The sequence below is a fragment of the Massilia sp. CFBP9012 genome (assembly GCF_034045115.1).
Taxonomy (GTDB): domain Bacteria; phylum Pseudomonadota; class Gammaproteobacteria; order Burkholderiales; family Burkholderiaceae_D; genus Telluria.
Map to the genome: position 1 here is coordinate 135,164 of NZ_JAXCWM010000013.1, position 24,001 is coordinate 159,164.

Below are 24,001 nucleotides of genomic sequence, written 5' to 3' on the forward strand. Positions count from 1 at the left end.
AGTTACAAACGATAAATCTTTACACCCTGATGACTATTTGTTTCCATAAGGCATTACAATCATCGGATTTCGAACGTACGGCGAGACGCTATGAAAAACTGGATAGGACGCTTTTTGGGCGGTTCAGATAAAGAGACAGAAGCCGCGGCCAGCGTCGGCACGACGGCGACGATCGAACACGACGAGGACATGGCGAACGACATCCACGCCACTTTCTACCGCTGGCTGACCGCCTCCAGCGGCTTCAACGCTCCACCCGGGCAGGAAGCCCAGATCCTGGCCGAAGTGCGTTCGCTGGCGGCCGACCCGGTCTGTGCGTCCGGCCTGGTGCCGCGCATTCCCGAACTGGTGTCGCAACTGCTTACCGCGCTGTCCGACGAGAACATCTCGACCGGCGCGCTGTCGGCCCAGGTCGGGCGCGACCTGGTGCTGGTGGCCGAAGTGATCCGCGAAGCCAACAGCGCCTATTACCGGCCGGTGACCCCGATCGAAACACTGGAAGGCGCGGTGACGATGCTCGGCCTGAACGGTTTGCGCATGCTGCTGGCGCGCATCGCGTTCCGGCCGCTGGTGCGGGTCAAGGTCCAGGGCGTGGCGCGCCAGGTGGCGCCCAATGTGTGGAAGCATTCCGAACGCTGCGCGTTCGCCGCCAGCGTGATGGCGCCGGGCCTGTCGGCCGGCGTGTTCGAATCCTACCTGGCCGGCCTGATGCAGAATCTGGGATTGCAGGTCGCGTTCCAGGTGGCCGACCGCATCTGCGAAGGCAGGGTGCCCGGTTCCAGCGAATTCGGCATCGAACTGTTCGCGGCCAGCCGCCAGCTGTCGTCGGTGATCGCCAACCACTGGGACTTCCCGCCCGAGGTGGTGGAAGCGATCGAGCAGGCCGGCGAACCGGATGGTTCGCACCTGGCGCAGGCGCTGGCCCAGGGCGACCGCATCGCCAAGCTGCGCCTGTTGCTCGACGCCGAGGTAATCGAAGACGATGATGTGCTCATCACCCGCGGACTGAATGGCTTCCAGCGGCGCTGCCTGGGCAAGCTGGTGGATTTGTCGGATTGATGCATGACGCCTGCCACGGCGCGCGTGGCAGGCGAAGCGGATGCATGCTTAGAAATCGATCTGCGCCGACAACTTGAACGTGCGCGGCGCCCCCGGCAGCAAATACCCACCCAGCGACTGCGTCACGTCACGCCAGTAGAACTTGTCGAAGGCATTGTCCACCCGTGCGCGGATGATCGTGTTCAGCCCACCCGCGCGCAGCAGGTAGGACGCGCCAAACCCGGCCACGTGATAGCCCGGCACCTTGACGCGATTGGCCGGATCGAACACCTTGTTGCCCGAGTACTGCCACTGCGCGTCGAGCTTCAGACCCGCCACTTGCGGCACCGCGTACTCGACCCAGGCGGTGGTGCGCAGCTCTGGCACATTGGTCACGCGCTTGCCTTCGGTCGACGCGTCGCCGGTGTCCTTCTGGTCGGTGTCGAGCGCCATCAGCGACAGGCTGTAGTTCAGGTCGGGCGTGGCGCGGCCCATCGCCGACAGCTCGACGCCGCGGTGGGTCTGCTCGCCGGCGCGCACGAAGGTGTTGGCGGCGTTCGTGTATTCCAGGCCCTGGCGGATCTCGAACAACGCGCCCGACAGCGCCAGCTGCTCGTTGACGTTGCGCTTGACGCCGAACTCCAGCTGCTTCGAGCGGCTCGGTGGCAGGGCGGTGTTCTGGTTGGTGGTTTCCATCGGCGCGATGCCGCCATATTGCAGGCCATGGCTGATCGAGCCGTAGACGCGCCAGTCGCGCGCCGGCGCATACACCAGCGCCACGTTCGGCAGCGCGAACGAATCCTTGGTGTGTACCCAGCCGCCCTCGATTTCTTCCAGCGCGTCGAGCTTGAGCTTCACGTAGCGCACGCCGGCGTGCAGGGTGAATTGGGGCGACAGGGTCATCACGTCCTGCACGAACAGCGAGCGTTCTTCTGTGCTGCGGCGTTCCATCACGGGGCCGGTCACGCGGTCGCTGGCTACCTGCGGCACGACGGTCGGGTTCCAGATATTGCTGGAGCCGACGTAGTCGTAGACGTATTCGCCGAAGCTGTCGTGGCGCTCGGCATACGAGCCGCCGACGGTCAATGAGTGACGCACCGCGCCGGTGTCGAAGCGGCCCTGCAGCATCGCCTGCAGGCCCCACGGCGTCTTGCGCTCGCCCGTGCTCTGGAAGTCGTACACGTCGTAGTCGCCGTTGGAGCAGTAGCCCGGATAGTAACCATCGTCCTCGTTGCTGCAGCCGTAGGGGAAGGCCGTGAAGTCATCGCGCTTGAACCAGTGCTTGTTGGCGCTGACGGTGGCATTCCAGGCGTCACTGATGCGGTACTCGAAACGCAGGCCCAGGTTGCTGCTGTCGGTATCGACTGGGCGGGTCCATGGTTGGTCGTTGAGCAGGGTCTTGGCCGAGATCCCGGTGGGCAGCGCCTCATTGCGGATCAGCTGGTAGCCCGGCGCCGTGACCTGCGACTTGTGCTGGTGGTCGAGGTCGATCTGGAACAGCGCGTCCGGCGTGATCTGCCAGTCGAAGGCGGCCGAGACGAACTGGCGCTCGCCGTCGGCGCCACGCACGTAGGACTTGAGGTCCTCGGCGGCGGCATTGATGCGATAGCCGAAGCGGCGGTCTTCGAAACGGCCGCCCAGGTCGACCGCGCCGTACACGGTGCCGCGCTCGCGCACTTCCACCATGGCCTGGCGCAGCGGCGCGTTGGTCGGCCGCTTGGTGACGAAGTTGATCATCCCGCCCGGGGCCGCGACGCCGGCCTGCAGGCCGGCCAGGCCGCGCAAGACCTCGATGCGTTCCTTGTTCTCGATCGGGATTTGCGTGTCGCCCGAGATCGCGATCATGTCCTTGCGGTAGCTGGTGGCGTTGTCGAGCGCGAAGCCGCGGATCGAGAACTGCTCGGCGTAGCCGATCGCATTGTAGGCGTCGCCGATCGAGGCGTCGTAGCGCGCGGCGTCGGTGGCGCTGCGGATCGACAGGTCCTGCATCTGGCTCTGGCTGATCGAGGTGATCGAGGCCGGGGACTCGAGCAACGGCACGTCGGCGAAGCCGCCGACGCTGGCGCGGTCGAGGGCGATCCACTTGCTGCCGGTGACGACGACGGACGCAGGCTCTTGTGCGAAGGCCTGGGTCGACAGGGAAAACGCCTGCACGATGGCGCAGGCGAGGACGGTGTGCTTCGAGGTGAATGTCATGGTTTGCTCGTTTTCGCGCGCCACGCGGCGCGCTGCTTTTATCAAAGCCGGAGCCAACGTGGGGGAAGGGCAAACGAATGGGGGTGCTGCGTTGCGCTTTCCTTCGCTGGCATTATCCAGATCAGGTACGAAGGGTATCTCTCACCCGGAACAACGTTCCAGGACCCCTAGCGAGTCGCGAGTGTATCACGGCCCCGGGCGGCCGTGGTGAATCTGTCAAGCCGGTTTGATCGGGGCCGCTCAGGCTTTCGCGGTCGACGGCGCTTCGGCCACCGTTGGCTGGGTGGCGGCTGGCGTCACCATGTGGCGCAGCAGCACGGCGCGCGCCGCGTCGCCGATGGCGCGCCAGTGTTCGCGCCGCTGCGCCGCGCGCTTGCGGTGCTTCGATGGCATGTCTTGCAGCGGCTTGAGGTAGAACGGCAGCGGCACCAGGAAGCTGCGCGCGTCCAGCTCTGCCCCGCCAAGGATGCGCCAGAAGCCGTCGTAGGCGTTCTCGAAGGCCTTGTCTTGCGCCGCTTCATAAGCCACGTGCGCGCTGCCGCGCACCGCGACCACCCGGTCCAAGCCCAGCGCCTGGGCCGCGCCTTGCAGGGCGGCGAAGCAGAAGAAGCTTGGCGAATTGTTGGGGAAGACGCGCTCGAAAGCCTCGAAGGCGCCGCCGGCATCGCGCCACAGGCCGGCGTTGCGGGTGACGAAAGGAACGATCGGCAGGTCGACGCCCACCACCGCGCCCTCGACCCAGGTCCAGGACAGGCGGTGCAGCACCGCGCCGTCGACGACCAGGGACAGCGTCAGCTCGCCTTCCGGGTCGATGCGGGGCGCGTGCTCGAGCCGCATGATGAAACTGCCACTGTCGTCCTCATGCTGCCACAGCACCAGGCCGCCGTGGTGCGCGGTCTGCCGGTAGGCGTTGTTGAAGGTCGCTTCTTCGAAGCGGTAGTGGGCCAGCACGCAGCGCATGCGCTCGCGCACTTTCATGCCGCGGGCCAGGTAGTCGCGACCGCTTACATGGCGGAACAGGTCGTCGTCGGGCGCGTTTTCGAGACGGCGCACCAGCTTGAGACGGGACAGGGACTGGTGCTCGCGCCAGTAGCGCAGCGCATGCCAGCGTTGGGTGAGACGAGCGAAGATCATCGAGCGCTCCATTCGGCGTAGAAGGTCTTTGTCTTGCCGGGCGATGCCCGGCAATGAGCAGAAATAATTCCGTTCTGCAATTATGTGCCGAATTGCTAGCTCGTGCCCGGACGAAGTGCAAACAGTGCTTGGGAACCAAGGCGGGCATGATCTGTCATGGGACTCTCTCTGGACGTTTTTACTTATGGTTGTTTTTAGGCATGCACGACAAGACTACCATGTTTGCGGCGCGCCACGCTTCTTCATTCATCATCGATAATGCGCCGGAACCAACCAGCAATGGAGGAAGCAGATGGCGTATGAACTGTTTTATTGGCCGAGCATCCAGGGACGCGGCGAATTCGTCCGCTTGGCGCTGGAAGAAGCGGGCGCTGACTACGTCGACGTGGCGCGCCGCGAGGGTGGCATCGACCTGTTGATGGCGGCGCTCGACGTCGAGGAGTATCCGGCCTTCGCGCCGCCCTTCCTGAAGTCCGGCGAGCTGGTCATCGGCCAGGTGGCCAACATCCTGCTCTACCTGGGCGAGCAGCACGGCCTGGCGCCGCGCACCGACCCGGGCCGTCTGTGGGTGCACCAGCTGCAGCTGACCATCGCCGACCTGGTGACCGAGGCCCACGACACCCATCACCCGATCGCGTCGGCGCTGTACTACGAAGACCAGAAACCCGAGGCGCTGCGCCGCTCGGCCGACTTCGTCGAGTCGCGCATCCCCAAGTTCATGGCCTATTTTGCGCGCCTGCTGTCCAACCCCGAGCCGCGCGACTATCTCACGGGCGACAAGATCACCTATGCCGACCTGTCGCTGTTCCAGGTCATCGAAGGCCTGCGCTATGCCTTCCCGAATGCGATGAAGAAGATCGAGCAGGAGCATCCGGTGCTCACCGGCCTGCGCGACCGGGTTGCCGCGCGGCCGAACATCGCCGCCTATCTCGCGTCCGACCGGCGCATCCCGTTCAATGAGGAAGGCATCTTCCGCCGCTATCCTGAGCTCGATCAGTAATTAGTCCCAGGCCGGAGCGAAGTCCGGACTGACCAGGCGCCCGCCATTGTCGAGCGCATCGATGGCGGCGCTGTCCTCCCGGTCCAGCACGAGTCCGGGCGCCCGCAGGTTGCCGGCCAGGTTCTCGCGTTTGGTCGACGACGGGATCACGGCATAGCCCTTGGCCAGCAGCCAGGCCAGGGTCACCTGGGCCGGCGTGGCCTGGTATCGGCGCGCGATCTCCCCGATCGTCGGGTCGCTCATTACCTTGCCATAGGCCAGCGGCATATAGGCGGTGACGTGGATGCCGGCCGCGCGCGCGAAGTCAGCCGCGCTGCGGTTCTGCAGATAGGGATGCAGCTCGACCTGGTTGGTGGCGATGTTCGTCGCGCCGACTGCGGCTATCGCCTCGCGCATCAGGGCCACCGGGAAGTTCGAGATGCCGATCGCGCCCGTCAAACCGGCGTCGCGCGCCGCCAGCAAGGCCTGCATCGACTCGGCCACCGGGACGGCGGCGCCGGGCGAGGGCCAGTGGATCAGGGTCAGGTCGACCTGCTCGACGCGCAGCTTGCGCAGGCTGTCCTTCAGGCTGGCGGCCAGCTTGTCGGCGGGCAGGTGTTCGGTCCAGATCTTGGTGGTCAGGTAGATCTCGCGGCGCGCCACGCCCGACCCGGCCAGCGCCTGGCCGACCTCGGTTTCATTGCCATAGATCTGGGCGGTGTCGATGTGGCGGTAGCCCAGTTCCAGGCCGGTGGCGACCGAGGCTATTGCGGCTTGCCCTTGCAGGCGGAAGGTGCCGAGGCCGAGTTGTGGCATATTCATGTTGAGTCCTTTTGTATTCATTAGTGGGTGATGACTGTGCTGCGCACGGCGGCCTTGGCCGGCACGCCTTCGCGCCGGTCGAGCCAGCCGGCCAGGGTGGTGAGCAGCAGGGCGCCGACGACGACCAGGGCGCCGATCCACGGTGTGGCCATCAGGCCGAGGTGGGCGACGATCAGGCCGCCGCCCCAGGCGCCCAGCGCGATGCCGACGTTGAAGGCTGCGATGTTCAGTCCCGAGGCGACATCCACCGCCTCCGGCGCGTCGACCTCGGCGCGCTGCACCACATAGACTTGCAGGCCGGGCACGTTGCCGAAGGCGACCGCGCCCCAGGCCAGCACCGTGATCAACACGAGCGTCTTGCTCGGCGCGGTGAAGGTCAATACCAGCAGCACCACGGCCAGCAGGGCAAACACGATCTGCAGCGCGGGCACCGGACCATGGCGGTCGGCCAGCTTGCCGCCCCAGATATTCCCGGCCGCGACCGAGACGCCGTACACCAGCATCACCAGGCTGACGGTCGATGCCGCGAAGCCCGAGACTTCCTGCAGGATCGGCGCCAGATAGGTGAAAGCGATGAAGGTGCCGCCGTAGCCGAGCGTGGTCATGGCGTACACCAGCAGCAGGCGCGGTTTCTTGAGCACCGCGAGCTGGGTCAGGAGGCTCGATGGGCGGCTAGCAGCGATATCCGACGGCACCAGGATGGCGCTGCCGATCACGGCGATCACGCCCAGCAGCGACACGGCCAGGAAGGTCGCCTGCCAGCCGAAGTGCTGGCCGATGAACGTCCCGAGCGGCACGCCGGTGACCAGCGCCACGGTGAGACCGGTGAACATCAGCGCGATGGCGCTGGCGGCTTTTTCCTTCGGCACCAGGCTGGTGGCGATAGTCGAACCGATCGAGAAGAACACGCCGTGCGCGAGGCCTGTGAGCACGCGTGCGGCCATCAGCGCTTCGTAGTTCGGCGCCATCCAGGCCACCAGGTTACCGAGGGTGAACAGGACCATGAGGCCGAGCAGCAGGTGCTTGCGCGGCACCTTGCCGGTGAGGGCCGTGAGCACCGGGGCGCCGATGGCCACGCCCAACGCATACAGGCTGACCAGGAGGCCGGCCGAGGGTACCGATACGCCCAGGCTGGCGGCGATGGTGGGAATCAGGCCGACGATCACGAATTCGGTCGTCCCGATGGCGAAGGCGCTCAATGTAAGCGCCCAGAGTGCGAGTGGCATGCGATTCTCCTTGTTGCTTGTGTATTTACATTGCAGGGGTGAGGCAGGCATGCAGTGTGCCGTGCCCGAATGCAAGGAAAAATAGGCCGCTATACAATGGACTTTTGAGCTGGAGTCAACAATGATCGATGTGGATGGTCTGATTGTATTTGTCGCCGTCATAGATTCCGGCTCGTTCTCGGCTGCCGCCGAGCGCCTGGGGCAGACTCCGTCCGGGGTCTCGCGCACCATCTCGCGGCTGGAGGATAGTCTCGGCATGACGCTGATGCGCCGCACGACGCGGCGCCTGCAGCTGACCGAGGAAGGCGCCTGGCTGCTCGAGCGCGCCCGCGCCATCCTGCGCGACCTGGCCAATACCGAGGCTGAGGCGCAGGCGCGCCGTTCGCAGCCTTCGGGCCTGGTGCGGGTGAATGCATCGACGCCGGCCTTCGACCACTTGCTGGCGCCGCTGCTGCCCGATTTCCTGGAGGCGTATCCGCTGGTCCAGCTGGAACTGACCAGCGGCGAAACCTACGTCGACCTGATCGAGGAGCGGGCCGACCTGGCGATCCGCATCGGCGCGCTGCCCGATTCGACGCTCAATGCGCGGCGCCTGGGGACCGGCAAGCTAAGGGTGGTGGCGGCGCCCGCCTATATCGACAAATACGGCGTGCCGCGCGAGCCGGCCGAGCTGGCGCTGCACCGCACCGTCGGCTTCACGGCGCCAGCCTCGCTCAATACCTGGCCGCTGCTGCATGCCGGCGGCGAGGGCTGGACCGTCACGCCGCAGGTGCTGGCTTCGAGCGGCGAGACGGTGCGCCACCTGGTCTTGCACGGGGCGGGCATCGGGTCGATCGGGGAGTTCCTGGCGCGCTCCGACCTGGCGGCGGGGCGACTGGTGCCGGTGCTGGAAGAACACACCCTGCCGTGGACCCAGCCCGTGTGGGCCGTGTTCTACAAGCAGGGCGCGCTGGCGCCGCGGGTGGCGGCGCTGGTGGACTTCCTCGCCCGCAGGCTGGGCGAGGTGCTGGAACGGTAGGGTCAGAAGGCGTGCATCAGAATGAATACGTTGCGCGCCCGTAGATATACCGTCCCGAACGCCCGAACGGCGCATAGGTCGAGAACGGCGTATTGCCCGTGGTGTTGAGCGCCGGCGGCAGCGTTTCCGGGTACTGGTCGAAGACGTTGTCCGCGCCCAGGGCCAGGGTCAGCTTCGGCGTGACGGCGAAGCGTCCCTCCAGATCGATGACGGTCTTGGCTTTCAATTCGAAGTCGAAGGCCGCCGTGGTGCCCGGCGACAGCACCTCGCCATAGCGCGTGGCGCGCAAGGTCGCGCCCCATTGGCCCAGCTTCCAGTTGACGTTGGCGCTGATCTTGTTCTTCGGCTGGCCCTTCTCGAGCGAGAGCACGTTGACGCGATCGAACAGGATCGGGGACGGGCTCAGGTTCGACAGCTGTTCGGTCACCGGCACCTTGGTCACTTCGGTGTCGGTGTAGTTGCCGGCCAGGGTAAAGTCGAAGCGGCCCGCCGCGCCGGCGTTGTGCGCCCAGTTGATCACCACGTCCACGCCCTTGGTCGTGGTATCGACGCCGTTGATGAAGAAGCGCCCGCCGCCCACGCCGATGAAGCCCTGGCTGGCGATGTAGTTGCGCACATTGGTTTGGGTGAGATTCTCGGACAGGATGATGCGGTCGTCGATGTCGATGCGGTAGGCGTCGACCGTCACGCTCACGCCGCCCAGGCGCAGCACGGCGCCGAGCGAGGCGTTGACCGATTCCTCGGCGTCGAGTGGCTTGGCGCCGAGGGCCACCGCCACCGGGTCGGACGGCTTGAAGGTGGTGATCTCGTAGGGGATGCCGTTGATGAAGTTGGTGGACGTCGCGGTGAAGTGCTGCTGCTGGGGCGATGGCGCGCGGAAGCCGTTCTGGATCGCGCCGCGCAGCGCGAACGCCTTGTTGAAGTCGTAGCGCAGCGCCAGCTTGCCGGCCACGCTATTGCCGAAGTCGGAATATTTTTCGGCGCGGACCGCGGCCGAGGCGAGGAGTTCGGGCGTAATGTTCGCTTCGAGATCGATGAAGGCGCCGACCGCATTGCGGTGCGCATCGACCTCGTTGGCCGGACGGAAGCCAGGGAATACCTGGGCGCCGGGCGCGGCCGGCGTCCCGTTGGGCAGCACCTCGCCGCCGTAGCTCCATGACTGTTCTTCGCCGGCGAACAGCTCATAGCCTTCGCGGCGCGCCTCGACGCCCACCGCCACGTTCAGCGGCGACGACAGCGATGCCAGCTCGATGCTGCGCACGCCGGTCAGGTTGAACACGGCCTGGTCGTACGAGTAACCGCCGGCATAGAACTCGGTCTTGCTGGAGGCCCCCAGCGAGCGGTTCAGGGTGTTCTCGATCGTGTACTCCATCTTGTTCTTGCCGTAGCCGAGCGAGGCGTCCATATCCCACTGGCCCGCCTGCCACGTCACGCCGCCCGTCATCGAGAAGTCCTTGACGGTAGGGGAGATCAGCGGCAGGAAGCCGTCCGGATAGATCGACAGGACGTTACGCGCATCCTGCGGCGGGCGGAAGTAGCCGGACGAGGTGGCGTCGCGGTCCTGGTAGCTCGCCCAGCCATAGACCTTGACGCCGCCGCCCAGGTCGTTGCCGGCGTTGGCAAACAGGGTGGCCTGGTCGAGGTCCGGTTCGCCGGTCCAGGCGTTGAAGCGGTCGATCGTGTTCTCGCGTGGATCGAAGCCGCCATTCACGCGCGGGTACTGCTGGCGCATATCGTAGCCGCCACGTTCGGTGCGGTTCTGGTCGCGGTATTCGGCCGCGATGGTCAGGAAGCCCGATTCGCCCAGCGCCAGGCCCTTCCACAGGCTGACGGTGGCGGTCTGGCCGTCGGTGCGCTTGCGCGAATCCGGGCCGCTCCAGGTGCCGCCAGCGGGCACGGCGTCGTTCCACAGATCGTATTCGGACTTGCGCGCGCCGTAGGTGACGCTCGCTTCGCCGCCATCGCGGTCGGTGCGCAGGCGCATATTGACCACGCCCGAGATCGCATCCGAGCCGTATTGCGCCGCAGCGCCGTCGCGCAGCACCTCGACCGATTTCACGATCGCGGTGGGGATCGTGTTGAGGTCGACCGCTGCCGAACCGCGGCCGATCGAACCGTTCACATTGACCAGCGACGATGCGTGGCGTCGTTTGGAGTTCACCAGCACCAGGGTCTGATCGGGCGCCATGCCGCGCAGGGTGGCGGGGCGGATGGTGTCGGTGCCATCGGTCAGCGAGGGCCGAGGAAAGTTCAGCGAAGGCAGGGCCATCGACAGCGCCTGGTTCATCTCGGTGCTGCCGGCATTCTTGAGCGTCTCGGACGAGATGATGTCGACCGGCGCGGCGGTGTCGAGCGCGGTGCGGTTGGCCACGCGGGTGCCGGTGACCACCACCGTGGCGGCATTGCTGGCCGTCTCGGCCTGGGGCGCGGCCTCCTGGGCATGGGCGACGCCCGCGCACAGCGCGGCGATGGCGAGGGCTAGTGCTGTTTTTTCCGTCCTGGCTTTCTGCATGGTGCTGATTCCTTTTTTTGTTCTACGGCGGTGGTCCTGGGAAAGGGGGAGGCGGTTGCCTCTGGTCCATACTGCGCAGCACCATTCATGGTGTCAATTCGTTAAAACCGCCACCGTGCGTCTTTACAACAATTATCGAAATGTCAGGTCTATGTAAGAACATGTGGCACGCATAATCAAAGCTCATGCAATGGGCGTGACGTCATCTGCAGGCGAAATGATTGCCGCTTAATCATCGAGAATATCCAGCTGTTGCCCAGTAGCAGCCAGTCGGCGAGCCCGTGCTACAGTAGCCGTTCATGAGCATGCAGCCATCCACCGAACCCGCCATCCCGCACGATCCCCAGTTCCAGGCGCTCCTGGGCTGGTTCCTGATCGTGCTCGCGGTGCCGCTGGCGATCTGGATGGCGTTGCGCATCCACGACAAGTTCGATGCGAGATCCTGGCCAAAGGCCAGCGCCGAGGTGGTCGAGAGCGCGTTATACGAGCGGCACGGCAAATCGCCCGGCTGGTGCATCAAGATGGCCTACCGCTACGAAGTGGATGGACAGCAGTTCGTATCGCGCCGCAGCGCCACGTCGCTCATGACCGAGGCCGCCTGCGACCCGTCGCGCGCCGTCATAGAGGCGCGCTTCGAGAAGCGCCAGCCGGGCGACCGGATCACGATCCGCCATCATCCGCGCGAGCCCGGGCGCGCGATCGCCTATGTCGATGGACTCGATTCCGCCGATTTCTTCTTCCCGGCGTTCGCGCTCGGCATGTTCGCGGCGGGCGTGGGCTCGATCCGCTACGGCGCGCGGCTGCGGGTGGAGCAGGCCGCGCTGGCCGCCGAACGGCGGGCGCGCATGGAGCGCGCCGAACGCGAATTTATCATCAGAAAGTCAATATGACAGCGTTATTCCCGGATTTTCGTTCCCTGCAAGTCGACGTGGCGCCATCGGTCACGATCAAGGCCATCACCGGTGGCGAGGGCCCGCCCTTGCTGCTGCTGCACGGCCACCCGCAAACCCATGCGATCTGGCACAAGGTCGCGCCCCGGCTTGCCGAGCGTTTCACGGTAGTGGCCTGCGACCTGCGCGGCTATGGCGACTCGAGCAAGCCGCAGGGCGACGCCGACCACGCCAACTACAGCAAGCGCACGATGGCGCTCGATGCGCTGGCCGTCATGCGCGTCCTCGGCTTCGAACGATTCCGCGTGCTGGCCCACGACCGCGGCGCGCGCGTGGCGCACCGGCTGGCGCTGGACCACCCCCAGGCGGTCGAGCGGATGGCATTGCTCGATATCGCGCCGACCCTGGCGATGTACGAACAAACCTCGGAAGCGTTCGCGCGCGCCTACTGGCACTGGTTCTTCCTGATCCAGCCGGCGCCCATGCCCGAGCGCCTGATCGAGGCCGACCCGGCTGCCTACGTGCGCGACGTGATGGGCAAGCGCAGCGCCGGCCTGGCGCCATTCGATCCGCGCGCACTGAGCGAATACCAGCGCTGCCTGGCGTTGCCGGGCACGGCGCACGGGATCTGCGAGGATTACCGGGCCGCCGCCGGCATCGATCTGGAACACGACCGGATCGATCGCGAAGAGGGGCGAAAGCTCGGGGTGCCGCTGTTGGCGCTGTGGGGAGAGCAGGGCGTGGTGGGGCGTTGCTTCGATCCGCTCAGGGAGTGGCAACTGGTGGCGGACGATGTGCAGGGCGGGGCGCTGGCCTGCGGGCACTACATCGCAGAGGAAGCGCCCGAGCTGCTGCTTGAGCGCGTGCTGCCGTTCTTCGCGGGGTGATAACGTCAATTCACAGCCCGCGCCCTTGAAACGTCGTTCCCGCGCAGGCGGGAACCCAAGCTTGCATGATCCGCTGGCACGGTTCACGCAGCAGGCTGCGTGAAGGACTTGGGTTCCCGCCTGCGCGGGAACGACGTGCGAGAGGCGCGGGAACGACGTGCGAGAGGCGCGGGAACGACGTGCGAGAGGCTCGGGAACGACGTGGAAGAGGCTCGGGCTGAAACACTTGATCAAGCCGCAGCGCCCGCGAATTCGATCGTCGCCGTCAACCCCCGTCCACCTTCGCCATCCGACAACACGATGATGCCCCCATTGCGCGCGGCGCCCCGTTCGGCGATCGCCAGTCCCAGGCCGCTGCCCGATTGCTCCTGGCCCGGCACCCGGTAGAAGCGTTCGAAGACCTTGTCGCGCAGGTCCGGGTTGACGCCCGGTCCCTGGTCGGCAACCGCCAGCCGATAGATGTGGCCGATACGGGAGAGGCGCACCGCGATGCGGCTGTCCTGCGGCGAATACTTGATCGCGTTGCTGATCAGGTTATCGACCGCCGACGCCATGCTTTCCAGATGCAGCGGCAGGCTGCCGTCGGCATCGGCGTGGAACTCGATCTCGATATTGCGCTGCACCGCCAGGTGGGCCGCCGCCGCCACCCGGTCGCGCACGAATTCGGCGACGTCGGTCTGCGGGCGGGGATGATCGACCTGCGGCTCGGCGCGCGCCCGTTCGAGGGCCAGCAACTGGTGCACGGTATGGGTGGCGCGCGCCACGCCGCCCCGCAGGCCGGCTGCCGGCTCGGCGCAGCGCTCGGCCATCTCGCTGCCGGCGCGGCTGAGCAGCACGTGGGCATTGATCTGGATCGCCGCCAGAGGCGTCTTGAGCTCATGGGCGGCGTCGGTCAGGAATTCGTGTTCGTGCTCGATGCGCTGCGAGAGCCGCGCCATCAGGCCGTTGATCGCGTCCACCAGCGGCGACAGTTCGCGGTAGGTGGAATCCGGCAACGGCGTCAGGTCGGCGTCCGAGCGCTGGGCGATGCTCGATGCGATCGAACGCAGCGGACGCAGGCCGATGCCGACGATCAGCCAGGCCGGAATCAGGAGCAGCGGCAGGCTGAAGATGGTCGAGGACAGCAAAAATCCCACGCCGCCAATCGAGAACATCCATTCGTCGTCGACTTCGTGGCTGCGCTCGACCACGATGCCCTGCAGCTTGTCGTGCGCTTCCCAGCGTACCCAGGCATAGGCGTCGCGGGTGGCGACTTCCGGCAGCCGGTCGGGCAGCTCCGGCGCCGAGTTGTAGACCAGGCGGCCGTGCAGCCAGACGCGCACCCGCACGTGCGAGTGGTAATCCAGTTCCTGGAACATGCGCACTCGGTTGGCCTCGATCTCCGCCAGCACCGGCAGCATGCGCTGCGCATCGGGGCCGACGTCGGACAGGTGGGCCTGGATATTGGCGGTGTGCGCCTTGTTTTCGCTGAAGGTGCGGCTGCGCTGGGTGGCCTTGGCCTCGAGGAATACCCACACCAGGCCGATGATGGCCACGCCGAGGATCACGCCCGCGAAGCTGAACATCAGGCGACGGAACAGCGACGACGGCCGGTTCGCCAGCCGCCTAAGCATCCTGCTGCACCATATAGCCGACGCCGCGCACGGTGCGGATCACGCCTTCGCCGATCTTCTTGCGCAGGTTGAAGATGTGCACGTCCAGGGTCTGGCTTTGCCCCTCGCCAGCCGGTAGCGCGCGCCGTTCCAGCTCCACCCGCGTCAATACCCGGTTGGCCTGCTTCATAAGGGTCAGCAGCAGCGCGAACTCGGTCTTCGACAGGGTCACCGGCTGGCCGCCGCGCGTGACCGCCATGCGATTCTCGTCGAGCACGATCTCGCCCGCCGTCCACAGGTTTTCTTCCAGCGTGCCGTGGCTGCGGCGCACGATGGCGCGCAGGCGCACCAGCAGCTCGGGGATTTCGAACGGCTTGATCAAATAGTCGTCGGCGCCCAGGTCGAAGCCTTTCAGGCGTTCCTGCAGGCTGTCGCGCGCGCTGATGATCAATACCGGCAGGCGCACGCCGTCGGCGCGCAGGGCGCGCAGCACGTCGTTGCCGTCGCCGTCGGGCAGGCCAAGGTCGAGCACCACCGCGTCGAAGGCCTCGCCGCGGATGCGCGCCTCGGCGTCGGCCGCGAGGCGCAGCCAGACCGCTGAGTGGCCCTCGTCCTGGAATACCGACAACAGCGCCTGGCCGATGGCGAGATCGTCTTCGATCATGAGAATTTTCATGGCGCGAGTTTACCAGTGCGGCGTACCGGCAGGGCTTTGGTGAATCTTCAGATTCGCTTCAGCTCATGCGTTGACCCCGCCCGCGCGATATCGGACCATCGCACCCAACCGGCAAAAAGCTGGAATAAATATAATCAGGAGACAGACATGACGACACGTCGGGATGGCGCGCGGCGCCAGGCTTTTCAGTTGCATCCGCGGTTGAATCCTATTGCAGGCGCCTGTGCGCTGCTGTTGATGGCGGCGCCCTTGCACGCGCAGGAAGCCGGCGCCCAGGACTCGGAGGACGCGGTCCGGCCCGCGGCCACGGTCATGGGAGAGGCGCCGCTCGCCACCGTCAACGTGTCCGGCATCCGGCGAGGCATCGAAGCCGCCATCGAGATCAAGCGCAACGCGACGTCCATCGTCGAAGCCGTCTCCGCCGAAGACATCGGCAAGCTGCCCGACACCACCGTCGCCCAGTCGATCTCGCGCCTGTCGGGCGTGACTACCCAGCGCAGCAAGGTCAACGGCAAGGCGACCGAGATCAGCGTGCGCGGCATGTCGCCGACCTTCAACGGTTCGCTGCTCAATGGCCGCGAACAGGCCTCGACCAGCGATGCGCGCAGCCCCGAATTCGACCTGTTCCCGTCCGAGCTGACCGGCAGCGTGCTGGTTTATAAAACGCCGGACGCGAGCCTGATCGGCCAGGGCCTGGCCTCGACCATCGACCTGCGCACCCTGCGCCCGCTCGATTTCGGCAAGCGCATGTTCGCGGCCAATGCGCGCAAGGAGCGCATCGGCTTCGGTTCCGGCTCCGACCTCGGTTCGGGCCACCGCAAGACGCTGACCTATGTCGACCAGTACTTCGGCCGCAAGCTGGGCCTGTCGGTCGGCCTGACCTCGTTCAAGCAGGACAACGGCGGCGAACTGAAATTCGACAGCTGGGGCGCCAATACCGCCGACATTGACTACAACGGCCAGACCGTCAGGGCGATCAACGGCTTCATGGCCGAGACCTCGCGCCGCAAGGCCGAGCGCGACGGCGCTTCGGTCACCCTGCAGTTCCGTCCCAACGACAAATTCCGCTCGACCTTCGATGCGTTCTACTCGCGCGGCGAAGAAGCGACCAAGAAGACCGGCCTCGAAGGCGCGATCGTCGGCGGCACCGGCATCTACGATCCGGACGCGGTGCTCACCAACGCCACCATCGAGAACGGCATCGTCACGGCCGGCACCTTCAGCAACTACAAGGGCGACGTGCGCAACCACCTGTTCTCGAACAAGGACCGCCTGCTGTCGCTCGGCGTCAACAACGAGCTCAAGGTGGGCGAGTGGCGCATCGTGAATGACCTGTCGTACTCGAAGGGCACCAAGCGCATCAGCAATTTCGAGACCATGGCCGGCCAGCCGGGCAACACGCCCGAGAGCCAGCTCGGTTCGATCAGCTACAGCGGCTTCAATGGCAACAACTTCGCCGACGTGCGCTACGCGCCGAGCCTGAACTACGCCGACCGCAACGTGGCCCTGCTGACCGACGTCGCCGGCTGGGGTGGCGGCCCGCTGTCGCCGCAGGCCGGCTACCTGGCGCTGCCGACCATCGACGACAAGGTGCAGGCGGTGCGCCTGTCGGCCGAACGCGATACCGACTGGGGCCCGCTGGCTGCGGTGCGCTTCGGCGTCAACTACACCAAGCGCGACAAGTCGCGCCTGGGCGAAGAGGGCCGGCTGTCGGTGCGCGGCGGCGACGGCTATGCCAGCGTCCAGATCCCGGGCAGCGGCCTTGATGTCGCCGGCCCGACCGGCATCCCGGTGGCCTCGTTCGACCCGACCGGCAGCCTGGGCACGCTGTACGAATTGAACCGCTGGGTCGACGCCACCGTGCTGGCGCGCGACTGGAGGGTAGGCGAAAAGGTCAGCACCGCCTACCTGATGGGCGAACTCGATGGCACCCTGATGTCGCTGCCGTACAGCGGCAATATCGGCGTGCAGGTGGTCGACACCCGCCAGCGCGCCAGCGGCAACCAGGTCGACCTGGCCAACTGCACCGGCATCACCCTAGAGACCTGCCCGGCGGTCGTGAAAACCGGCGGCGTCGACTACACCAAGGTCTTGCCCAGCCTGAACCTGACCTTTGACCTGGGCAACGACCAGTTGCTGCGCCTCGGCGCCGGCAAGCAGGTCTCGCGCGCCAACCTGGACAACCTGAAGGCCAGCATGAACTTCGGCCTGCAGAGCGCCACCGCGGAAGACCCGGCGCTGACCGGCTTCGCCGGCAATCCGGAACTCAAGCCCTATGAAGCGCGTGCGCTCGACCTGTCGTACGAAAAATACTTCGGCAAGAAGGGTTATGTCAGCGCCGCGCTGTTCTACAAGAAGCTCGACAACTATGTGATCAATGCGCCGCAGATGTTCGATTTCGCCCCTTACACCAGCGCCAGCACGCCGTTGCCGACCACCGGCCAGTACGCCGGCTCGACGGTCGGCTACCTTACCATGCCGCAGAACGGGCAGGGCGGCATCATGCGCGGCATCGAGCTGTCGGCCAACCTGCCGTTCGGCCTGGTGGTCAATGCCCTGGACGGCTTTGGCGTGCAGGTGAACCATTCGCATACCGATTCCTCGGTGCGCCTGCCGACCAGCGCCTTCGTCACCGGCAGCAATGCGCCGGTGTTCGATGGCGCGGTGTCCGAGATCGGCCTGCCGGGCCTGTCGCGCAACGTGACCAGCCTGCGCCTGTACTACGAGAAGCACGGCCTGCAGGTGTCGCTGGCGGCCTACCGCCGCTCGAGCTTCATCGGCCAGATCCTCGACTACCGCAGCGAATCGCAGTTCACCTTCATCAAGGGCGAGACGATTGCCGACGCCCAGGTGTCCTACGATTTCCAGGGTGGCATGCTGCAGGGCTGGTCGGCGTTCCTGCAAGGGCATAACCTCACCAACGAACCGTTCCGCGAGTACACCAGCGATCCGAAGGTGTACACCAACACCGTCAATTTCGGGCGCACCTATTCGGCGGGCCTGAACTACAAGTTTTGATCGAGCGACAAATTTTGAGAAGTAAACAAGGGAGAAATATGGTTTCCAGATTCATGAATGCCAGCCTGGCCACGCATTGCTGCGTGGTGCTGGGCATGGTGGTGAGCAGCAGCGCCTTCGCCGCCGAGGCGATGAGCGCGAGCGTCGAGTCGCCGGGCAAGGTGCTGAACGTGTCGGTGCAGGTCGCGCCGGACGGGCGCCTGTCGTACCAGGTCGAACGCAAGGGCCAGCAGGTGATCGCGCCGTCGCGCCTGGGCTTCGTGCTGGGCAGCGACAAGCCGCTGGACTCGGGCTTCAAGATCGAGCGCCAGGTGGTCACCGACCATGACAGCACCTGGGAACAACCCTGGGGTGAGCGCCGCACGGTGCGCAACCATTACCGCCAGATGCGGGTCGACGTGAAGAAGAACGACGGCCGCCGCCTGGCGATCGTGTTCCGCGTGTTCGACGACGGCCTGGGCTTCCGCTACGAATTCCCCAAGTTGCCGAACAACCGCGCCACGCACATCGCCGACGAGCTGACCGAGTTCGTGGTGGCGCAGCCGGCCACCGCCTGGTGGCAGCAGGCCGGCGAAGTCTGGGCGCTGGAATACCCGATCCAGAAGTCGCCGCTACGTGAAGTGGGCATGGCCAATACCCCGATGACCGTGCGCACGGAGAACGGCACCCACATCGCCTTCCACGAGGCGGCCCTGGTCGACTATGCCTCGATGTGGCTGCGCCGGGTCGAGGGCCAGCGCCTGCGCGCGCACCTGACCCCGTCGGCCACCGGCAACCCGGTGGTGCGCACCGGCGCCTTCACCACGCCATGGCGCACGATGCAGATCGCCGACGATGCGGCCGGCCTGTACATGTCCGACCTGGTGCTGAACCTGAACGAACCGAACAAGCTGGGCGACGTCTCCTGGGTCAAGCCGTCCAAATATGTCGGCGTGTGGTGGGACATGCACCTGGAAACCAAGTCGTGGGCCTCGGGTGCGAAACACGGCGCCACCACCGAATACACCAAGCGCTACATCGACTTCGCGGCCAAGCACGGCTTCCGCGGCGTGCTGGTCGAGGGTTGGAACCCGGGCTGGGACAGCGACTGGGCCGGCAATGGCCTGGACATGGACTTCACCAGGGCGCATCCGAGCTTCGACATCGCCGCCGTGACGGACTATGGCCGCAAGAAGGGCGTGCACCTGATCGGCCACCACGAGACCGGCGGCAACGTCGCGCACTACGAAAAACAGATGGACGCGGCGTTCAAGCTGTACGCCAAGCACGGCGTGGACAGCATCAAGACCGGCTACGTGACCGACGGCGGCGCGGCCCAGTTCATGGGCAAGAACGGCAAGGTCCATTTCGGCTACACCGACTCGCAAGAGGGCGTGCGCCACTACCAGAAGGTGGTCGAGGAGGCGGCGCGCTACAAGATCGCGATCAACACCCATGAGCCGGTGAAGGACACCGGCCTGCGCCGCACGTATCCGAACTGGATCTCGCGCGAAGGCGCGCGCGGCGTCGAGTACAACGCCTGGGGCAATCCGGTCAACACCGTCGATCATGAGGCCAACCTGGTGTTCACCCGCATGCTGAGCGGCCCGCTGGACTACACGCCGGGCATCCTGAGCCTGGAAGGCAAGGACAAGCGGCCGTTCAACTCGACGCAGGCCAAGCAGCTGGCCAACTTCGTGGTGATCTATTCGCCGGTGCAGATGGCGGCCGACCTGATCGAGCACTACGAGCGCTATCCGGGCCCGTTCCAGTTCATCAAGGATGTGCCGGCCGACTGGGAAGACACCCGCGTGCCGCACGGCGCGGTGGGCGAATACGTGACCATCGTGCGCAAAGACCGCAATTCGGCTGCCTGGTATGTCGGCTCGGTGACCGACGCTACCCGCCGCACCCTGGACCTGAAACTGGACTTCCTGGACGCCGGCAAGACCTACGTGGCCGAGATCTACCGCGACGGCGACAACGCCGACTACCGCGACGACAAGCGCCGCTTCGAGATCGCGATCGAGAAGCGCAACGTCACCAGCGCCGATACCATCAAAATGGTGCTGGCGCCGGGCGGCGGGCAGGCGATTCGCCTGGTGCCGGTGAAGTAGGGAAGCGTTGTTCTTTCGTTAGCTCAAACCCGTCGTTATCTCCAGTGGAGATAACGACGTGCGAAAGTCTGTGGGAAGGCGACGATACGGCTGTTCCAGGAACGCACCCCGTCGCACGCAAATGCCGGATTTGGCATATCCTGTCGGATTGTCCATACCGCGTTGACGCAATTCGAGTCCGTCGTCCCATGTCCACATCACCGTCTTCACCTTCCACGATTTCCCCCGCCGCTTCCGGCACCGTCATGCAGATCCTGTTCTCGGTCGCCTTCGTTCACCTGCTGAACGACTGCGTGCAGGCCGTGCTGCCGTCGATCTATCCGCTCCTGAAGCATGAATTCAACCTGACCTTTACCCAGGTCGGCCTGATCACATTGACCTTCCAGTGCACCGCCTCGCTGCTCCAGCCCTGGATCGGCCTGTACACCGACAAGCGTCCGATTCCCTTCCTGCTGCCGGCCGGGATGTGCGTGACCCTCGTAGGTGTGGGCCTGCTGGCGTGGGCCAACAGCTTCCCGATGCTGCTCACCGCGGCCGCGATGATCGGGGTCGGTTCCTCGACCTTCCACCCCGAGGCCTCGCGCGTGGCGCGCCTGGCCTCGGGCGGGCGCTTCGGTTTCGCCCAGTCGCTGTTCCAGGTGGGCGGCAACGCCGGCTCGGCGCTCGGCCCGCTGCTGGCGGCGGCCATCGTGGTCGGACGCGGCCAGGGCGAGATCGCCTGGTTCATGCTGCTGGTGCTGGTCGCGGTGGCGGTGCTGGTGGGCGTGAGCCGCTGGTACAGCAACCACCTGATGAACATGGTCAAGAAAGCCGCGCTGCACGCCGGACCAAAGCTGCCGCGCAAGAAGGTGATCCAGGCCCTGGTGGTGCTGGCGCTGCTGGTGTTCTCCAAGTACATCTACATGGCCAGCCTGCAGACCTATTACACCTTCTTCCTGATCGAGAAGTTCCACCTGCCGGTCGGCACCGCCCAGCTGTACCTGTTCCTGTTCCTGGCCTCGGTCGCGGCAGGCACCTTCGCCGGCGGCCCGATCGGCGACAGGATCGGCCGCAAGCGCGTGATCTGGTTCTCGATCCTGGGCGCGGCGCCGTTCACCATCATGCTGCCGTACGCGAACCTGTTCTGGACCGGCGTGCTGTCGGTGGTGATCGGGCTGGTGATGTCGTCGGCCTTCTCGGCCATCGTGGTCTTCGCCCAGGAACTGGTGCCGGGCAAGGTCGGCCTGATCTCCGGCATCTTCTTCGGCCTGATGTTCGGCATCAGCGGCGTGGGCGCCGCGGCCATGGGCCATATCGCCGACATTCACGGCATCGACCAGGTGTACCGGATCGCGTCCTTCCTGCCGCTATTGGGCATCATGGCGGCGCTGTTGCCGAAGATCGAAGGGGCGCGGCGCTAGCAGCGCGTGCATTCACAAGGAGAGTCTTCCATGGACCTGAACGACATCCAGCGCATCGCCGCCTTCGACGACAACGGCCAGGGCGGCAATCCGGCCGGGGTCTGGATCGGCGCTGCCTTGCCGCCGGCCCCCGAGATGGCACGGATCGCGCACGCGGTCGGGTTTTCCGAAACCGCCTTTGCCGCGCCGGAAGGCGAGGCCTGGCGCGTGCGCTATTTTTCGCCCGAAACCGAGGTTCCGTTCTGCGGCCACGCGACCATCGCCCTCGGCGCCGCGCTGGCCCGCAACCATGGCGACGGCCGCTATGCGCTGACGCTGAACGCGGCCAGCATCACGGTCGAAGGCCGGCGCGACGGCGAACGGGTGCATGCGGCGCTGCAGTCGCCGCCGACCCGCAGCGAAGCGGCCGACGCGACGCTGGTCGATGCCGCGCTGGCGCTGTTTGGCTATACCCGGGCCGATCTCGATCCGCGCATCCCGCCGGCGCTGGCCCACGGCGGGGCCGACCACCTGGTGCTGGCGCTGTCGAGTCGCGCGCTGCTGGCGGCAATGCGCTACGAGCTGGACGCTGGCCGGGCGCTGATGCTGGAACACGGCCTGGTGACGGTGGTGCTGGCCTGGGCCGAGCATCCGCAGCTGTTCCACACCCGTAATCCCTTCGCCTCGGGCGGCGTCTACGAAGATCCGGCCACCGGCGCTGGCACCGCGGCGCTGGCCGGCTACCTGCGCGACATCGGCTGGCCGCATGGCGGACGCATCGACGTCGTCCAGGGGGAAGACATGGGCGCGCGTTCGCGTTTGACGGCCGAAATCGGCGAGGAGGCGGGCGGCTCGATCCGGGTGTCAGGAACGGCACGGTTGATGTAGAGCAATATTATTTTAACTTATGGTAGTTGGCCGGGCAAAACCGACAACTTTGTCATACAACCATTAGTGTACTTACTAGCAAACAGAGGGCTAAAAGCACGCCTGCTCAACGGTTCGATTTTCTGTGAGCGGATTGATAATTTGATCCAGACCAACCCTGTTTCAATCTTATCAACCCAGGAGTACCGCCATGGAGCTGTTTCCAGCAGCTGTGTTCAACCCCTCGAAAGCGTCCCGTCCGCGCACCGCGCGTGCACCGGTCGCTGGAGGCGCGATCGAGCGTTTGCCGTTCACTGTCCGCCGGGTAGAAACCGAAGCGGATTTACTCAAGGCCGTGCGCATCCGGCACGCCGCCTATGCCCGCCACGTCCCGGATTTCGCCCGCAGCCTGGCGCAGCCCGAGGCGGCCGACTATGATGCCGACACCATCGTCCTGCTGGCCGAGTCCAAGCTGGACGGTACGCCGATCGGCAGCACCCGCATCCGCACCAATCTCTACCGCCCGCTGGGCGTGGAGGAGTCGATCGTCCTGCCCGACTGGCTGCAGGACAAGCGCCTGGTCGAGGCGACCCGCCTCGGGATCGACGAGGGGCGTGTTGGACGCATGGTCAAGATTGCACTGATCAAGGCCTGCTTCATGTATTGCGAAGACAACGCGATCGATTATTCGGTGGCGACTGGCCGTCCACCCGTGGACAAGCAATACGATCAGCTGATGTTCGTCGACGTGTTCCCTGAATTGGGTCTGGTGCCGCTGCGTCACGTGGGCAATATCCCCCACCGCATCATGGCGTTCGAGATCGCCACCTTCCAGCAGCGCTGGGCCGAGGCGCGCCATCCGATGCTGAACTTCTTCTTCAACACGCACCATCCGGATATCGAGGTCGGTCCGATCGCGCCGCCGCCATCGGTGGCGCTGCCGGAACGCCCCATGCCGCCGGCCACCCGGCCACGCGTCGAACTGGCGTTCGCCTGATTTTCTCCTGAAGTGCTCCTGGTCTTCAACCGGGATCGCGGGGCGCAGCCTGGACGGGCTGCGCCCCGTCGCGTTCCTGCTCGGCCAGTTCGCGTTCGCGGGCGCGGGCCAGGTCGTGGTCCAGGAAATAGGTGAGGAAGGTCCGGATGGCGGCGATTGCCGCCAGCCGTCCCAGCTCGTCCCAGCCGGGCGCGATCGTGGTGCCGACGATGTCGGCCGCGAGCTGGAAGGTGAGGGCGACCACCAGCCAGTCGCCAAACCCGATGAAGGCCGCATGCACCCGCGCCGGCGTGGCCGCGCCGCGCAGGCACAGTGCCACCACCCGCGCCAGCGCCTCCAGCGCGCCGGCAGCCACCGTCAGCACCGCCAGCGCGTCGAGCGCGAGCGCGATCCAGGCGGCGGTCGCATGCTTCCATTCCATCCCTTCGTCCCAGGCCAGTCACGATCATAAGCACGGTCCAGCTGCGCGCGGTAGGGGACCTTGGTCGTAACGCTGTCGCCCCCGGCTCCAGGGCGAGGCCGGGATGCACGACCTTTTTGACGAGATATGGCACAAAACGCGGCGTGGACTGTCTACACAGTTCTGGCAATGCGAAGCGCACCGGCGAATGGCGCCGGCGCGGCCCCGATGTTCTAACCCTAGCTCCGAGAGGTCAGCCATGAAGACGTTCACG

General features: G+C 65.9%; 18 protein-coding genes and 1 riboswitch. Of the genes, 10 read left to right on the forward strand and 8 right to left on the reverse strand.

Translation table 11 applies throughout. The annotated features are described in order from the left end of the window. The first annotated feature begins 90 nt into the window (after positions 1 to 90). Entirely contained in the window at positions 91 to 1,059 is a 969-nt protein-coding gene (locus SOM61_RS20945) for an HDOD domain-containing protein (RefSeq protein ID WP_320475866.1), read from the forward strand. A gap of 48 nt (positions 1,060 to 1,107) precedes the next feature. Here SOM61_RS20945 and SOM61_RS20950 read toward each other — a convergent pair whose 3' ends face one another. Both SOM61_RS20950 and SOM61_RS20955 read right to left on the reverse strand, forming a co-directional pair. After that, positions 1,108 to 3,234 (reverse strand): TonB-dependent siderophore receptor, encoded by a 2,127-nt coding sequence (locus SOM61_RS20950; RefSeq protein ID WP_320475867.1) that lies wholly within the window; start codon positions 3,232 to 3,234, stop codon positions 1,108 to 1,110. 81 nt (positions 3,235 to 3,315) lie between these two features. Then, positions 3,316 to 3,413, reverse strand: a riboswitch (TPP riboswitch). A gap of 61 nt (positions 3,414 to 3,474) precedes the next feature. Beyond that, positions 3,475 to 4,368, reverse strand: coding sequence for a DUF535 family protein (locus SOM61_RS20955; RefSeq protein WP_320475868.1), 894 nt, complete (start codon positions 4,366 to 4,368; stop codon positions 3,475 to 3,477). 292 nt (positions 4,369 to 4,660) lie between these two features. On the opposite strand from SOM61_RS20955, the gene SOM61_RS20960 reads away from it, so the two are divergent. Continuing rightward, the gene (locus SOM61_RS20960; protein ID WP_320475869.1) at positions 4,661 to 5,368 is read left to right on the forward strand and encodes a glutathione S-transferase; all 708 of its coding nucleotides are present in this window, start codon (positions 4,661 to 4,663) and stop codon (positions 5,366 to 5,368) included. Here SOM61_RS20960 and dkgB read toward each other — a convergent pair whose 3' ends face one another. Continuing rightward, a complete protein-coding gene (gene dkgB / locus SOM61_RS20965; protein ID WP_320475870.1) occupies positions 5,369 to 6,169 on the reverse strand; it encodes a 2,5-didehydrogluconate reductase DkgB in 801 nt (266 codons plus the stop codon). It lies immediately after the preceding gene. A gap of 20 nt (positions 6,170 to 6,189) precedes the next feature. Further along, positions 6,190 to 7,395, reverse strand: a complete 1,206-nt coding sequence (locus SOM61_RS20970) for an MFS transporter (RefSeq protein WP_320475871.1) — start codon at positions 7,393 to 7,395, stop codon at positions 6,190 to 6,192. A gap of 121 nt (positions 7,396 to 7,516) precedes the next feature. Here SOM61_RS20970 and SOM61_RS20975 point away from each other — a divergent pair, with 121 nt between their 5' ends. Continuing rightward, the gene (locus SOM61_RS20975) at positions 7,517 to 8,413 is read left to right on the forward strand and encodes a LysR family transcriptional regulator (protein ID WP_320475872.1); all 897 of its coding nucleotides are present in this window, start codon (positions 7,517 to 7,519) and stop codon (positions 8,411 to 8,413) included. A 16-nt stretch (positions 8,414 to 8,429) separates the two neighbouring features. Here SOM61_RS20975 and SOM61_RS20980 read toward each other — a convergent pair whose 3' ends face one another. Then, the gene (locus SOM61_RS20980) at positions 8,430 to 10,925 is read right to left on the reverse strand and encodes a TonB-dependent receptor plug domain-containing protein (protein ID WP_320475873.1); all 2,496 of its coding nucleotides are present in this window, start codon (positions 10,923 to 10,925) and stop codon (positions 8,430 to 8,432) included. A gap of 299 nt (positions 10,926 to 11,224) precedes the next feature. Here SOM61_RS20980 and SOM61_RS20985 point away from each other — a divergent pair, with 299 nt between their 5' ends. Then, positions 11,225 to 11,815 (forward strand): DUF3592 domain-containing protein, encoded by a 591-nt coding sequence (locus tag SOM61_RS20985; protein WP_320475874.1) that lies wholly within the window; start codon positions 11,225 to 11,227, stop codon positions 11,813 to 11,815. After that, on the forward strand, positions 11,812 to 12,702 hold the full coding sequence (locus SOM61_RS20990; RefSeq protein ID WP_320475875.1) for an alpha/beta fold hydrolase: 891 nt from the start codon (positions 11,812 to 11,814) through the stop codon (positions 12,700 to 12,702). The genes SOM61_RS20985 and SOM61_RS20990 overlap by 4 nt, the downstream gene beginning before the upstream one ends. A 230-nt stretch (positions 12,703 to 12,932) precedes the next feature. Here SOM61_RS20990 and SOM61_RS20995 read toward each other — a convergent pair whose 3' ends face one another. Next, positions 12,933 to 14,315, reverse strand: a complete 1,383-nt coding sequence (locus SOM61_RS20995; protein ID WP_320475876.1) for an ATP-binding protein — start codon at positions 14,313 to 14,315, stop codon at positions 12,933 to 12,935. Further along, entirely contained in the window at positions 14,308 to 14,958 is a 651-nt protein-coding gene (locus tag SOM61_RS21000) for a response regulator transcription factor (RefSeq protein WP_320475877.1), read from the reverse strand. Before SOM61_RS21000 ends, SOM61_RS20995 begins: the two co-directional genes overlap by 8 nt. A 159-nt stretch (positions 14,959 to 15,117) precedes the next feature. Here SOM61_RS21000 and SOM61_RS21005 point away from each other — a divergent pair, with 159 nt between their 5' ends. The 5 genes from SOM61_RS21005 (at position 15,118) to SOM61_RS21025 (ending at position 23,327) form a co-directional block, all read left to right on the forward strand. Continuing rightward, positions 15,118 to 17,988, forward strand: a complete 2,871-nt coding sequence (locus SOM61_RS21005; RefSeq protein WP_320475878.1) for a TonB-dependent receptor — start codon at positions 15,118 to 15,120, stop codon at positions 17,986 to 17,988. 38 nt (positions 17,989 to 18,026) lie between these two features. After that, positions 18,027 to 20,084 (forward strand): glycoside hydrolase family 97 protein, encoded by a 2,058-nt coding sequence (locus SOM61_RS21010; protein ID WP_320475879.1) that lies wholly within the window; start codon positions 18,027 to 18,029, stop codon positions 20,082 to 20,084. 188 nt (positions 20,085 to 20,272) lie between these two features. Beyond that, the gene (locus SOM61_RS21015; RefSeq protein ID WP_414675050.1) at positions 20,273 to 21,484 is read left to right on the forward strand and encodes an MFS transporter; all 1,212 of its coding nucleotides are present in this window, start codon (positions 20,273 to 20,275) and stop codon (positions 21,482 to 21,484) included. A 30-nt stretch (positions 21,485 to 21,514) separates the two neighbouring features. Continuing rightward, positions 21,515 to 22,351 (forward strand): PhzF family phenazine biosynthesis protein, encoded by an 837-nt coding sequence (locus SOM61_RS21020; protein ID WP_320475880.1) that lies wholly within the window; start codon positions 21,515 to 21,517, stop codon positions 22,349 to 22,351. Between the two features lie 190 nt (positions 22,352 to 22,541). After that, complete coding sequence (locus SOM61_RS21025; RefSeq protein WP_320475881.1) at positions 22,542 to 23,327, forward strand: hypothetical protein; 786 nt, start codon at positions 22,542 to 22,544, stop codon at positions 23,325 to 23,327. A 25-nt stretch (positions 23,328 to 23,352) separates the two neighbouring features. Here SOM61_RS21025 and SOM61_RS21030 read toward each other — a convergent pair whose 3' ends face one another. Beyond that, positions 23,353 to 23,748, reverse strand: coding sequence for a DUF1622 domain-containing protein (locus SOM61_RS21030; protein ID WP_320475882.1), 396 nt, complete (start codon positions 23,746 to 23,748; stop codon positions 23,353 to 23,355). Positions 23,749 to 24,001: the final 253 nt, after the last annotated feature.